Source organism: Polaribacter sp. (assembly GCF_965656025.1).
GTDB lineage: Bacteria > Bacteroidota > Bacteroidia > Flavobacteriales > Flavobacteriaceae > Polaribacter.
The window spans coordinates 59,567-73,346 of the sequence record NZ_CBFHJT010000005.1 but is presented as its reverse complement, the minus strand read 5'-3'; the positions used below and the strand labels follow the sequence as shown (position 1 = coordinate 73,346).

14 protein-coding genes are annotated in these 13,780 nt (G+C 28.6%); 3 read left to right on the top strand and 11 right to left on the bottom strand.

Translation table 11 applies throughout. The features are described from left to right. Positions 1-614: hypothetical protein (locus ACTG3S_RS01890; protein ID WP_439127684.1), on the bottom strand; the 614-nt coding region annotated here is incomplete at its 3' end. Between the two features lie 83 nt (positions 615-697). Beyond that, the gene (locus ACTG3S_RS01885) at positions 698-1,501 is read right to left on the bottom strand and encodes a carboxypeptidase-like regulatory domain-containing protein (RefSeq protein ID WP_439127683.1); all 804 of its coding nucleotides are present in this window, start codon (positions 1,499-1,501) and stop codon (positions 698-700) included. 110 nt (positions 1,502-1,611) lie between these two features. Between ACTG3S_RS01885 and pepE the strand changes: the two genes are divergently transcribed. After that, on the top strand, positions 1,612-2,313 hold the full coding sequence (gene pepE / locus ACTG3S_RS01880; protein ID WP_439127682.1) for a dipeptidase PepE: 702 nt from the start codon (positions 1,612-1,614) through the stop codon (positions 2,311-2,313). A gap of 80 nt (positions 2,314-2,393) precedes the next feature. Here the strand turns inward: pepE and ribB are convergent, their stop codons facing one another. The 6 genes from ribB to tpx are packed head-to-tail and all read right to left on the bottom strand — an operon-like array spanning position 2,394 to position 9,091. Beyond that, entirely contained in the window at positions 2,394-3,539 is a 1,146-nt protein-coding gene (gene ribB / locus ACTG3S_RS01875; protein ID WP_439127681.1) for a 3,4-dihydroxy-2-butanone-4-phosphate synthase, read from the bottom strand. Positions 3,540-3,543: 4 nt separating this feature from the next. Beyond that, a complete protein-coding gene (locus ACTG3S_RS01870) occupies positions 3,544-4,992 on the bottom strand; it encodes an LptF/LptG family permease (protein WP_439127680.1) in 1,449 nt (482 codons plus the stop codon). Positions 4,993-5,052: 60 nt separating this feature from the next. Beyond that, positions 5,053-5,709 (bottom strand): LolA family protein, encoded by a 657-nt coding sequence (locus ACTG3S_RS01865; RefSeq protein WP_439127679.1) that lies wholly within the window; start codon positions 5,707-5,709, stop codon positions 5,053-5,055. 1 nt (position 5,710) lies between these two features. Next, entirely contained in the window at positions 5,711-8,179 is a 2,469-nt protein-coding gene (locus tag ACTG3S_RS01860) for a DNA translocase FtsK 4TM domain-containing protein (RefSeq protein ID WP_439127678.1), read from the bottom strand. Positions 8,180-8,208: 29 nt separating this feature from the next. Then, positions 8,209-8,589 (bottom strand): diacylglycerol kinase family protein, encoded by a 381-nt coding sequence (locus tag ACTG3S_RS01855; RefSeq protein WP_439127677.1) that lies wholly within the window; start codon positions 8,587-8,589, stop codon positions 8,209-8,211. Positions 8,590-8,593: 4 nt separating this feature from the next. Next, positions 8,594-9,091 carry a thiol peroxidase gene (gene tpx, locus ACTG3S_RS01850; RefSeq protein ID WP_439127676.1) on the bottom strand — a complete coding sequence of 166 codons (498 nt, stop codon included), beginning with the start codon at positions 9,089-9,091 and terminating at the stop codon, positions 8,594-8,596. 128 nt (positions 9,092-9,219) lie between these two features. Here tpx and ACTG3S_RS01845 point away from each other — a divergent pair, with 128 nt between their 5' ends. Together ACTG3S_RS01845 and ACTG3S_RS01840 are read left to right on the top strand one after the other, a co-directional pair. After that, positions 9,220-10,614, top strand: coding sequence for an MATE family efflux transporter (locus ACTG3S_RS01845; protein ID WP_439127675.1), 1,395 nt, complete (start codon positions 9,220-9,222; stop codon positions 10,612-10,614). A 17-nt stretch (positions 10,615-10,631) separates the two neighbouring features. Continuing rightward, positions 10,632-10,856 (top strand): hypothetical protein, encoded by a 225-nt coding sequence (locus tag ACTG3S_RS01840; protein WP_438988461.1) that lies wholly within the window; start codon positions 10,632-10,634, stop codon positions 10,854-10,856. A gap of 52 nt (positions 10,857-10,908) precedes the next feature. Here the strand turns inward: ACTG3S_RS01840 and ACTG3S_RS01835 are convergent, their stop codons facing one another. The 3 genes from ACTG3S_RS01835 to miaA all read right to left on the bottom strand — a co-directional run bounded on the left by ACTG3S_RS01835 (position 10,909) and on the right by miaA (position 13,689). Next, entirely contained in the window at positions 10,909-11,427 is a 519-nt protein-coding gene (locus ACTG3S_RS01835; protein ID WP_439127674.1) for an OmpH family outer membrane protein, read from the bottom strand. A gap of 91 nt (positions 11,428-11,518) precedes the next feature. Continuing rightward, positions 11,519-12,775 carry a DUF2254 domain-containing protein gene (locus ACTG3S_RS01830; RefSeq protein ID WP_439127673.1) on the bottom strand — a complete coding sequence of 419 codons (1,257 nt, stop codon included), beginning with the start codon at positions 12,773-12,775 and terminating at the stop codon, positions 11,519-11,521. Further along, complete coding sequence (gene miaA / locus ACTG3S_RS01825; protein WP_439127672.1) at positions 12,775-13,689, bottom strand: tRNA (adenosine(37)-N6)-dimethylallyltransferase MiaA; 915 nt, start codon at positions 13,687-13,689, stop codon at positions 12,775-12,777. Before miaA ends, ACTG3S_RS01830 begins: the two co-directional genes overlap by 1 nt. Between the last annotated feature and the right edge of the window lie 91 nt (positions 13,690-13,780).

Below are 13,780 nucleotides of genomic sequence, written 5' to 3'. Positions count from 1 at the left end.
ATTTTATATGGGAAATCTTTTTTTCTAGCCAACTCTTTTCTTAAAGCCCACAAACGTTCTGAATATTTGAAAGGCATCACAACAGCAGCACCAGCACCTGCAAAATTTACAGTTGGATCTGTATTATTTAATGGTGGTTTGGCTTTGTCTATTTCGTCTATTGGGCCTACTACTTTCATGTCTACTTTAGAAAAATCCATCACTTCTCTTAAAAGCGAATCCTTCTTATTTGTAGGTACATCCTTGGTATCTATACCCAATCTACCACTTAAATTATGTCTTTTTAATTCTATACTATCTAAAATAATGGTTTTGTATTTTAATTTTACGTTTAGTAGTTTTTCTAATACGTTATTTTTTTTAACAATTACAAATTTTGTAATATGCTGTACAGAGGAAAAACGTAATGAATCTCCTTCTTTTACAAAGATTCTAAACTCGCCATTATCGGAAGTAAAAGTACCTTGATTGGTTTTTAAGTTGATGATATTGGCATTTCTAACCGTGCTTAAAGAATCTGTTACTTTACCATTAATTATTGTTCTTCTTAATTGAGAATAAGAAGTATTTACAACAAAAGAAAATAAAATTAATAGGAGTATTTTTTTTAGCATATAAAATATTTATCGTCTTACAAATTACGTTAATTGATATTTAAAGATAAGAAATTATGGACTAAATTTCTGTTAAAGATTCGCTATTTTTCTTTTATTGCTTTTAAGTATGTTTTACTCTCTTGTTTTAATAGTTGTATTACTTTAAACTTTTTCTTTTTTTTATAAAGTTCAAATAAATTTTTAAAAGAACAGAAGGTGATAAAGTGATAGTATTTTTCTTCTGGAATTTTTAATTCTGTAAAGAAAAAATAAGAACCAATTTCGCTTAATATTTTGTCTGGTATTTGTTTTTCTTCTTCTAGTTTTTCTGAAATTGATTTTGTTTTAGAAACGCTACCTAAACCAATTGCGGTTCCAAAACCTTCAAACTTATTATCTGGTAATCTTACCTCTGTAGGTTTTGTTAGATGTGCTTCTCTAAAATCCACAGGCATTTTAGAGATATCATAAAAGGTCATATTTTTTATTTGTTCTACTAAACTTTCTACAGCTTTTTCTTTGTATGTTATGCGTGTTTTTTTTATGTCTGAAGTTAAAAAACCTGATAAGTTATGCTTTTTAAGTACTATTTCATCTAAATTATAAATTTCTTTTTCTAAAACTATAACATTTTTATACTCTCTAATATGAAAAGGTTTTATGATAATTCTTTTGGTTTTAAAACCAATGGCAGTTATTTTTAAAGTATCATTGGTTTTGGAGGGAATGCTAAAAAAACCACTTTCATTAGAAAATGTACCTTTATTATTGGTAAGATTTATAACATGTACATTTTTAATGGCCTTTGTAGCATCTACTATTTCTCCTTTAAAAAAAATATTTTTGTTCTGAGCAGTGGAAGATAAATAGGCAACTAAAAAAATGAAAAGTATTTTTAGTTTCATTTGGTTGATTTTTACAAATAAAACAACATACGCTCTTAAAACTCTACTAAAGGAATTATAAAAAGTTGTTAATTTATAATATGTAGTATAAAATCTTTAATTTTGAAAATATGAAGAAAATGATTGTTGCAAGCACATCTACCATTTTTGAAAGTGGTTATTTAGAATATTTATTACCTACCTTAAAAAAACACTTTGCAAACGTTAAAAGTATTGTGTTTATTCCTTTTGCAAGACCAGGTGGAATTTCTTACAAAGACTATACAGTCATTGCTAAAAAAGCTTTTGAAACCATAAATATTGATGTAAAAGGTTTGCATGAATTTGATAATTACAAAGAAGCAATTTTAGAAGCAGAAGGAATTTTTACAGGTGGTGGAAATACGTTTGAATTAGTAAATCAACTTTATAAACAAGAGGTATTACCATCACTTAAAATAATTGTAGAAAAAGGTGTACCGTATTTAGGTACCAGCGCAGGCAGTAATATTTGTGGGGTTTCTATGATGAATACCAATGATATGCCGATAGTATATCCACCAAGTTTTAAAACTTTAGGTTGTATACCTTTTAATATAAATGCACATTATTTAGACCCTGTAAAAGATTCTACACACATGGGTGAAACTCGCGAAACTAGAATTAAAGAGTTTCATGTTTTTAATGACACACCAGTGTTGGGTTTAAGAGAAGGTAGCTGGCTTGAGGTTAAAGACAACAAGATTATGCTACAAGGAAAATTAACTGCAAGATTTTTTCAACAAAATAAGCAGCCTATTGAATTAGAAAGTGGGAGAGAGGTGGTTGTTTAGGTTTATAGTTTCAAAGATTTTAAATTTTTAAAGTGATTATGATTTAAAAATTATCTTATTTTTTAATTAAAAACTTTATCTTAATACCCAATGTAATCGACAATCTCTAAGCCATAACCAATAATGCCCACTCTTTTAGTTTGTTGCGAATTGGTTATTAGTTTTAGTTTGCTAATATTTAAATCGTGTAGAATCTGTGCACCAATACCAAAATCTTTGTTATCTAATTTAATATCTGGTGCTTTCATTATGCCTTTTTCTTGGGTTTCTTTTAATATTTTTAGTCTACTAACTAAATTTTGAGATTGATTTTGTTGATTCACAAAAATGATAGCTCCTTTACCAGCATCATTAATCACTTTAAACATCTGGTCTAGCTTTTTATCTGCGTTATTGGTTAATGTACCTAAAATATCATTATTAACCAATGTGGAATTTACGCGTGTTAAAACACTATCATTTTTAGACCAAGAACCTTTGGTTAATGCAATATGTATTTGATTATTAGTAGTTTGCTCGTAAGCTCTTAATCTAAATTCGCCAAAACGTGTATTGATATTGAAATCTTCTTTTTTCTCTATTAGCGAGTCATGTTCCATTCTATAAGCAACCAAATCTTCTATAGAAACAATTTTAATATCGAACTTTTTTGCCACTTCTAAAAGTTGTGGTAAACGTGCCATTGTTCCATCTTCGTTCATTATTTCTACAATAACCCCTGCAGGTTCTAAACCAGCTAAACGTGCAAAATCTATAGCAGCTTCTGTATGTCCAGTTCTTCTTAAAACTCCACCTTCTTTGGCTATTAACGGAAAAATATGTCCTGGTCTTGCCAAGTCAAACGGTTTGGTATCTTTATCTATTAAAGCTTTAACGGTTAATGATCTGTCAGACGCAGAAATACCTGTTGTAACTCCTTTGCCACGTAAATCTACAGATACTGTAAATGCAGTTTCCATAGGATCTGTATTATTATAAACCATCATTCCTAAATCTAACTCTTTACAACGATTTTCTGTAAGTGGTACACAAATTAAACCACGTCCATGCGTTGCCATAAAATTGATCATTTCTGGAGTAACTTTATCTGCAGCTGCTAAAAAATCTCCTTCATTTTCTCTGTTTTCATCATCTACAACAATGATTATTTTACCATTTCTAATATCTTCGATGGCATCTGCAATGTTATGTAATTTTGTACTTTTTTTATTTTGTAAACTAGTCATATATTTAAATGTCTTTTTTAGACTTAAATTTTTTAAAGAAATTAATTATTGGTTGTGTTATGGCATCAACATTAAAAATACCTTTGTCATTAGTGGCTCTTCTGGTTAAGAAAATCCCGAATGGAACCATAACCATTGTAGAAACCCATGCGCCTAATAAAGAAGATATGGAACTTTCTTCTGCTAAGTTTTTACCCATTGTATTTCCAAAAAAGTAGAGTACGTATATAGCGATTGCCAAAATCATTGGCAAACCAAAACCACCTTTTCTAATAATAGAGCCCAAAGGAGCTCCAATAAAAAATAATATTAAACAGGAAAATGAAAGAGCAATTCTACCATAATATTCCGAATCAAAAAAGTTTAAAGTTTTTCTTTTCCATTTTAGACCTTCTACATTATTTTTTACGTTGCTAAAAGCAGAACTTATTTTTGCTTTTGCAGAATTTAAAATACTAATTTTTCCTTTTAAATCGAAATTGTTTAAAACGTTGGTAGAGTCTATATATTTTGTTTTTAAAGAGTCTTTATAATTGTATAAATTCTTCGCGGTAGTAATAGAGGCTATGGTTTTTGCTCTTGCTGCTAGCAATTCGTTGTAGCTGGCCTTTAATACAGGTATGGTATCATTTAACTGGTCTAGAGTTCTCATATTATAACTGTTTTTAACTCTTTCTTCGTCTAATTTACCATCTCCAACCACATTAGAAATGTCTATATTAAATTCATACTCTTTAAACGTTGCTTGCGATGCAGGCATTTTTTTTCTCTTTTTTAAAGATTTTGTAGATTTTGTGTGATCTTCATAGTAATAGCCATCATATAAAATAAAGGTCATGTATCTACTGCCTTCTTCTGATAAAATTTTTCCTCTTTCTGCTGTAATTACTTTCGTGTTCCCATTTCTATTACTTAAATCATAAATTAATACTTTTTTTAAGAGATTTTCTTCTTCACCGTACTTCTCATCAAATTTTATTTGATAATTGGGTATATCACTATTAAAACTACCAGGAACCAAAGCCATTGCTGGCTTTTTCTTTTTAATATTATAATAAAGATTACGTTGCTTTAAGGTTGCATACGGAAAAATATTATTTAAAAATAAGAAATTAATCCCACTAAAAATTAGCGTTAAAATTATGAGTGGCCTTACCAAGCGTTGTAATGAAATACCAGCTGATTTAGCAGCGGCAAACTCGTAGTTTTCACCCAAACTACCTAATGCCATTATGGAAGATAGTAAAACAGCTATTGGTAATGCTTGTGGCACAATACCCAAAGCTGTATAGTATAAAAATTTAAAAATAAAAGGTAGACTAATTCCTTTTCCTGCTATATTTTCAAACGTTTGCCAAAGTATTTGCATTACCAATACAAAGAGCACGATTAAAAATGTAGCTATAAAAGGTCTTAAAAAAGTTTTTAAGATGTATTTATCTAAAATTTTCATTGTCGCAAAAGTACTTGCTTAAATAATAATAAGCTACTAATTTATTGTTAATTGAAAAAATTAGTCGATAGTGTAATTTTTACTTAAAAACTTGTCTTTGTTAAAACTGAAAAAGTTTTTTGGTAAATCTTCATTCTTTTTAAATTCGGTAATTGTAAAAGTAGTTTTAGAGCTATTAGAACCTGTTTGTATCAATTTGTAAATATGTTTGGTTTTAGCGTCTACACCCAACTCTACTTGAACTATTTCGGAGTTACTATCTATAGGGTTTAATATTACAAATTGTATTTTTCTTCCTTTTGTATTTAGTAATTTTCCCATTTTAAAATTATAACCTTCTTTGTAAAAAGTTAATAATTTAGACGGATATACAAAACCATCATCGTCGTCTAAATCTCCTTCTGAAATTGATATTTCTTTTTCTTCGTGATTGATAACATATAATTTTTTACCATCATAAATAAATTGATTGCCTAAATAATTTAAGTTATATTTTTCTCCTTGTAGGTTTATTTCTCCTCTTATTGGTGGTTCATCACCTTCTTTAATGCCGGCATCTTCATTACTTAATGTTTGACTAAAACCAATATACATATTTTTATATGCTCCCATTTTTGTAGAAACTTCATCTAATAAAGATTTTGCTTTTTCTGAATCTTGAGAAAAAGCAACTGTTGTTAATAGTAAACCTAAAAATAAAATTGTTATTTTTTTCATTTTAAATATTTTTTTCATTTTCTAATAATTGATCTAGTGCTACTAAATCTGGCACTAAAACTTGTCTTGCTTTACTGCCTTCAAAACCGCCAACAATACCAGCTGCCTCTAGTTGATCTATCAATCTACCTGCTCTGTTGTATCCTAATTTTAACTTTCTTTGTAATAAAGAAGCAGAGCCTTGTTGTGCTGTTACAATAATTTCTGCGGCCTCTTTAAACAGTTTATCTCTGTCTGCTATATCAATATCAATACTTGTGCCACTTTCATCATCTACATATTCTGGTAATTGATACGCTTCTGAATAGGCTTTTTGGGAACCAATAAAATCGGTTATTTTTTCTACTTCTGGTGTGTCTACAAAAGCACATTGAATTCTATTTATTTCATTTCCTCCAGAAAATAATAAATCTCCTCGTCCAATAAGTTGATCTGCACCAGGTGCATCTAAAATGGTTCTAGAATCTATTTTAGAGGTTACTCTAAACGCAATTCTAGCAGGGAAATTTGCTTTAATAATACCTGTTATAACGTTTACAGAAGGTCTTTGGGTAGCCACAATTAAATGAATACCAATAGCTCTTGCTAACTGAGCTAAACGTGCAATGGGTGTTTCTACTTCTTTACCAGCAGTCATTATTAAATCTGCAAATTCATCAATTACTAATACGATATATGGTAAAAATTGATGTCCATCATTTGGATTTAATTTACGACTTTTAAATTTAGCATTGTATTCTTTTATATTGCGAACCATAGCTGCCTTTAACAAATCGTAACGATTGTCCATTTCTATACATAAAGAATTTAAAGTTGTAACTACTTTACTTGTATCTGTAATAATAGCCTCTTCTGTGTCTGGTAATTTAGCTAAATAATGACGTTCTATTTTATTAAAAAGTGTTAGTTCTACTTTTTTAGGATCAACTAAAATAAATTTTACTTCTGCAGGATGTTTTTTATATAATAAGGATGTTAAAACTGCATTTAAACCTACAGACTTCCCTTGCCCAGTGGCACCTGCCATTAAAAGGTGAGGCATTTTAGCCAAATCTACTACAAAGGTTTCGTTAGAAATGGTTTTACCTAAAGCAATGGGCAACTCCATATTAGATTCTTGGAATTTCTTTGATGAAATAGCAGAATGCATAGAAACAATAGTAGATTTTTTATTGGGTACTTCTATACCAATAGTACCTTTACCCGGAATTGGTGCAATAATTCTAATACCTAAAGCCGCCAAAGAAAGAGCAATGTCGTCTTCTAAATTTTTAATTTTAGATATTCTAATCCCAGCTTCTGGTACAATTTCGTACAACGTAATTGTTGGTCCAACTGTAGCTTTAATTTCTTCGATACCAATTTTATAATTTTTTAAAGTATCTACAATTCTGTCTTTATTTGCTTCTAATTCCTCTGGATCTATAGAAATACTTTCATTGTATTGTTTTAATAAGTTAAATGTTGGAAACTTAAAGTTAGAAAGTTCTAGTTTTGGATCAAATTCACCAAAATCTTTTACCAATCTATCAGACAAGTTTTCTGTTGATGATTCTTCTTCAGCAACAGTTTCTACATCTATTGCAACAGTTTCTTCTTCTTTAGTAATTTCTGTTTTTAATACTGGTTCTAAGTTTTCTTCAATTTCTAAAGATATTTCCTGCTCTTTTTTTGATGAAACGTCTGAATATTTAGAAATCGTAGGTTTTAAATCCTCTAAGGATTTTTCGAATTCAGACTTTTCTTTTTTATCATCTTTAAAAGAAATGGTGTTGGTTGTTTCTGTATTTTCTACATCTGCTGTTAGTTTAGTATCTGAAACAGTTTCTTCAACATCAGTTTGTAAAATTGCTGCTGTTTTTGCAGCCTCTCTTTTTTGTTTTATTTTATCAATAAATGCATCAAAACTAACTTTATAACGTATTACTAAATAGGCAATAAAAAAGAAAATTAATACAATTGCCAAACCTGTTTTACCTATAAAGGTTTGCAGGTATTCGTTAATTTCGAAACCAACAATACCAGATAAAAGAGCAAATTTAGCATTTAAAAATCCTAAAGTTACAGAAATCCAAAGCATTGCAATTAAAGACCAGTTCCAAGAAATAATAATTTTTGATAGTTTTTTTTGAAAAAGAATGTGTAAACCTGTTATAAATATTTGAAAGGCAATCATAAAAGAAGCCAATCCAAAACCTTTGTAAATAAAAAAATGACTTAGGCTAGCACCAATTTTACCTAACAGATTTTTGCTTTTAACAGTTTTGTTTGTAAGTTTTGTTAAGGTGCTTTGGTCTTCTTGCCAATTAAAGAAAAAAGAGATAAAAGCAATACATAAAAAAGTAGCAAAAGACATTAAAAAAACAGCAATAATAGTTTTTGCTTGTTTTGTTTTTAAAAAAGCCAATATATTGGTTTTATCACCTGTTGATTTTATCGCCTTTTTACTGCTAAGTTTCTTTTTTGCCATTAATTATGTAATTATTTAAAGAGACTTTGCTAAAATAGCAAATTGAATTTTGGAATGTATATGATACAGGCAATAATTAAAGATATAATAGCTGCAAAAGTAGGTGCACCCGCTGCAATATCTTTTATAAATCCTATTTTTACATGAAAATCTGGGTGCACAAAATCTGCAATCTTTTCTACAGCAGTATTTAAGGATTCTGCCACTAAAACCACGCCTATGGCTAGAAACTGTATCATCCATTCGACGTTAGAAATCTGAAAATAAAACCCTAAAATAGTAGCAATAATTGCCACAAAAAACTGTACTTTAATACTGTCTTCTGTAGTTAATAAAAGCCATGCACCTTTAAAAGCAAATTTTAAACTGCGTATTCTACCTCTAATAAAGCTATCATTTGGGTTTTTCATGCGCCTAAATAGCTTTTAAAGCAGCTTCGTAATTTGGTTCGTCTACAATTTCTGATACTTGCTCTGTATAAACAACATTTGCTTTTTCATCTAACACAATAACAACTCTAGAGTGCAAATTTGCTAATGGTCCATCTGTAATTTCTAATTGATAATCTTTACCAAAACTTCCAGTAGCAAAATCAGACAACATTTCAACATTTTCTATACCTTCAGCACCACAAAAACGGGCTTGTGCAAAGGGTAAATCTTTAGAGATACATAAAACAACAGTATTATCTAATTCTGATGCTTTTTTATTAAATTCTCTAACAGACATAGCACAAGTACCAGTATCTATAGAAGGAAAAATATTTAACAGTATTTTTTTTCCAGAATAATCAGAAAGTTTTTTAGTGTTTAAATCTACTGTTTTTAAACTAAAGTCAGGAGCTTTACTACCTATTTCTGGTAAGTTCCCAATTGTATTTATTGCGTTTCCTTTTAGTGTGATATTTGCCATTATTTCTATATTTTATGTTTTTCAAAAGTAATTATTTTTATTGAAAAAATTAAGTTAAAACCAATAAGTTCTACTCCTTATTTTAGGGTGATAATACTTATCTTCGCAAACGAAAAAAAACTATTTCATTGAATCTTTCTCAATACACATCTGAGTTTAAATATAATTGGAAACTTGCTGCACCAGTAATGTTAGGTATGTTAGGGCACACTTTTGTGAGTTTTATAGACAATATTATGGTTGGGCAGTTAGGTACTGCAGAATTAGCAGCAGTTTCTTTAGGTAATAGTTTTATGTTTATTGCGATGTCTATAGGTATTGGTTTTTCTACAGCTATTACGCCTTTAATTGCGGAAGCAGACTCTTCTGATAATTTAAAACAAGCTAGATCTGCATACAAACATGGCTTATTTTTATGTACAACTTTAGGTATTTTATTGTTTTTGCTGGTTTTTTTTTCTAAACCATTAATGTATTTAATGCAACAGCCTGAAGAAGTAGTTGCTTTGGCAATTCCATATTTAGACTTGGTAGCATTTTCTTTAATTCCCTTAATTGTTTTTCAAGCAATAAAACAATTTAGCGATGGTATGTCGATGACCAGATACCCTATGTACGCTACTTTGTTGGCAAATATTGTAAACGTTTTTTTAAATTATATTTTAATTTTCGGAAAATTTGGTTTCCCAGAAATGGGTATTGTAGGTGCTGCTTATGGTACTTTGGCTTCAAGAATAATCATGGTAATTTATTTATGGTTATTGTTAAGGTTTAAAGAACGTTCTGGTAGAATTGTTAAAAACATACAACTTTTTGTTTTAGATTTTTTAATGATCAAAAAAATTATAAATCTAGGCTCGTTAAGTGCCATGCAAATGTTTTTTGAAGTTGCCATTTTTACAGCCGCAATTTGGTTGAGTGGTTTGTTAGGTAAAAATCCGCAAGCAGCCAACCAAATAGCTTTAAACCTGTCTTCTATGACGTTTATGGTGGCAATGGGTTTAAGTGTGGCTTCAATGATTAGAGTAGGCAATCAAAAAGGATTACAAAATTATAAAGAACTACGTAGAATTGCGTTTTCTATATTTTTATTAGGGGTTTTATTAGCTACATTTTTTGCGATTTTATTTTTTATTTTTCATAAAAGTTTGCCAAATATTTATGTTGATTTGAATGATATTGCTAATTTTAAAGACAATACAGAGGTTTTAAAAATTGCCTCTAATTTATTGTTGGCTGCGGCTTTCTTCCAAATTTCAGATAGTATACAAGTGGTTGTGTTAGGAGCTTTAAGAGGTTTGCAAGATGTAAAAATACCCACTATTTTAACTTTTATTTCTTATTGGGTGGTAGGTTTTCCTGTGTCTTATTATTTAGGAAAAGAAGAAATGTATGGTAGTTTTGGAATTTGGTTAGGCTTATTAGCAGGCTTAACAACAGCTTCTATCTTGTTGTTTATTAGATTTAATTCCTTAACTTTAAAATTAATAGCAAACAAAGAAAAATCAGTTATAATAGATTAAAAGATAATTAAATAAATATGAATTTACCTAAATTTTTACTGGCAGACAACAGCAATTTTCCTGACGATATTTTTGTATTGCATACAGAATTTCCAAGATTTGTCATCAACTTAAAAGATGATGAAGTGGAGTGGTTTGAAGACTTAACAGGGGAAAATGAGGAAGATATTGCTACAGAATTGGCAGATTTAATGGACAAAGCGGGTGCTTTTTACGATGAAGAAATGAAACAATATGAATAAATAAAATCCTCATACTTAACAATATGAGGATTTTTTTATAAAATTAAATTATTTATTTTTCTTCTTTAGGTATTACAATACCTAATTTTTTTATAACTAAATCTGTAATATCAAACTTTTCATCAATATATGCAAATTGGTTGCCAGATATGGTTAATATTTGTGTGTAGCCATTTTGTTTGGCTATTTCATTAATAGCATTATTCAGTTTTTTATAAAGAGGTCTCATCAATTCGTCTTTCTTTAACCCCATTAAAGTATTCCCATTTTTTTGGTATTTCTGAATGTTTTGGTCTAACTCATTCAACTCTTTTTGAACAACTTTTTTCTCAAGTTCTCCCATTTCTTTTTCTTTTGCTTTGTAATCGTTTAATTTTACTTTAAAAGCATCTACTTTTTTTACAAAGATTGAGTCTAATTTAGCACCATAATCTTGTGTCATTTTTACAACAGTTTTAGCTTCTGGCATTATATTGATTATATAATTGCTATCTATAGTACCAACTTTAGTTTGTGCGATTGCATTTATACATAAAAATGCAGTTAATAATAATGTAATTTTTAGTTTCATGATGTTATTTTGAATCGGCAAAGATATAAAAGAGTGGGACTTACCAAAATATCAGGTTTAAAAAAAGTTAATTTTTATAATTTCAAGATATTTAAATCATTTTTTTTAATTTTTTAATATCTTCTTTGTTAATAATTTTTGTTTTTGCATCGGTAAGTAAATAACTAATTTCTTTATCAATGGCTTCGTTATAATCGTCAAAATTTGATTTACTTTTTAAATTTTTTAAAAACAATAAGAGCTTACTCACTATTATAAAATCATGAGAGCAGTAGGTTCTTAATGCAACCATAATATTAAATAATAAATTTTTAAAGTTTATAGAATTTATAATTACTAATAAGTTTTCATCATCAGATTTAAAATCGAAATCTTGTATTTGTACTCTTAAAAAAAATAATTCTGATAAATAATCTATAGCATTAATTGCTGTGCCAGGATCATTAATACCTGGTGACATAGATTTTACAGCAACTTCTGTAATTTGTTTAAATGCAAGAACATAATTGTTATTTATCAATTCTCCTTTAGAAAAATTAAAATTGGCATATATTTTTTCTGATATTTCATTATTTACTTCTATATCTGTTTTAAAAAGTATTGAATCCACAGTGCAATAGCTGCCCTCATTCAAATTAATTCCAATTTTAAATTGATGTTTTTTTGTTAGAGAGATAAGAGTCTCTTTAGAGATTAACTGAAAATAACCAGTTTTTTTTGTTTTATGAGCAAACCAATTTGAGGTGTCTATTTCCTTTTTATACTCTTTAGTTAATTTATTTTTTAATTTTTCTTCTGCAGATTTATAAATTCTTAATAAAATATTATTTATTTGAATTTCTTGAGATATAGAATGAATAAAATAAATAAAAGCAGCTAAAGAACTTATCATAAAAAAAATTGACAATAAAACAGAAAAGCCAGGTATTTGATAACTCTTATCTGATGGTTCTATAAAAACTAAAATAAAAATACAATAGATTATTGTAAAAAGATAAATACCTAAAACAATTTGATGTTTTCTATTAGAAATTAAACCAGGAAGTAATCTTGGAGAAAAGTTACTTGAAGCTTGGTTTAACAAAATCATAACCATAGAAAAACTAAACACCATAATAGAGGTTAAACCAGCAATAAATGTTGTTAATATTGTTCTAGCAGTTTCTACATTGTTAATAACCAATTCTGGTAAAAAATCTAATAAATACTTAGAAATACCATTACTTTCTAAATACATCATTATATATGCAAAAGCACAACCTGCTATTGCTATTATAGTAGGAAAAAAAGCAATTTTGTTTTTTAAATTTATTATTTTATTAAAAATATTTATTAATTTTTCTCTCATTAATATATTTTTTCTTTTATAGCATTTACAATTTCTTGTAAATCTGTTTTATAATCAAACCATAATGCTGATGTATCTCTTTTAAACCAAGTTAATTGTCTTTTGGCAAACCTTCGGGTATTTTTTTTAATTTCTGATATGGCAAATTCTTTGGTAAAAGTTCCATCGAAAAAAGAAAATAACTCTCTATAACCCACAGTTTGTAATGCATTTAATTTTTTATATGGATAAAGATTTTTAGCTTCTTCAAGCAATCCATTTTCTAACATGATGTCTACACGTTTATTTATTCTCTCATAAATAATACTTCTTTCTGCATTTAAACCAACTTTAATCACATTAAAATTTCTTGGTTTTTTGGGTTTATTTTTAAAAGTTGAGTAGGGTTTGCCTGAGCCAATACAGACCTCTAAAGCTCTTAAAACTCTATGTGGATTGTCTAGCTCTATATTTTCATAGGTTTCTAAATCTAATTCTTTTAATTGTTTTTGTAGCACCTCTAAACCTTCTTTATGCAGCTTTTCTGTTAATTCTTCTCTAATTTTTATAGGTACTTCAGGAAAATAATCCAAACCTTTTAAAACAGCATCTACATACAAACCACTTCCGCCTACCATTATTTGAATTGGACTTTCCTTAAAAAGCTCATCCAGTTTTTTTAGGGCATCTCTTTCAAATTCACCCACATTATAAGAATCATAAATGCTAATATTTTGAATAAAGTAATGTTTAGCTGCAGCTAATTCCTTTGGCTCAGGAACAGCTGTACCAATACTCATTTCTTTATAAAACTGTCTAGAATCACAAGAAATTATACTTGTATCAAACGTATTTGCTAATTGTATGCTTAATGCTGTTTTGCCAATTGCTGTAGGCCCAACAACAACAATTAATGTATTTGTAGTTTTTTTCATTTTAATTTAAAACACTACCACAATTGTAACAAAAAGTAGCATTATCTTTATGTTTTTCTTTTAAACACGTTGGGCAAGATTGGGTATTATG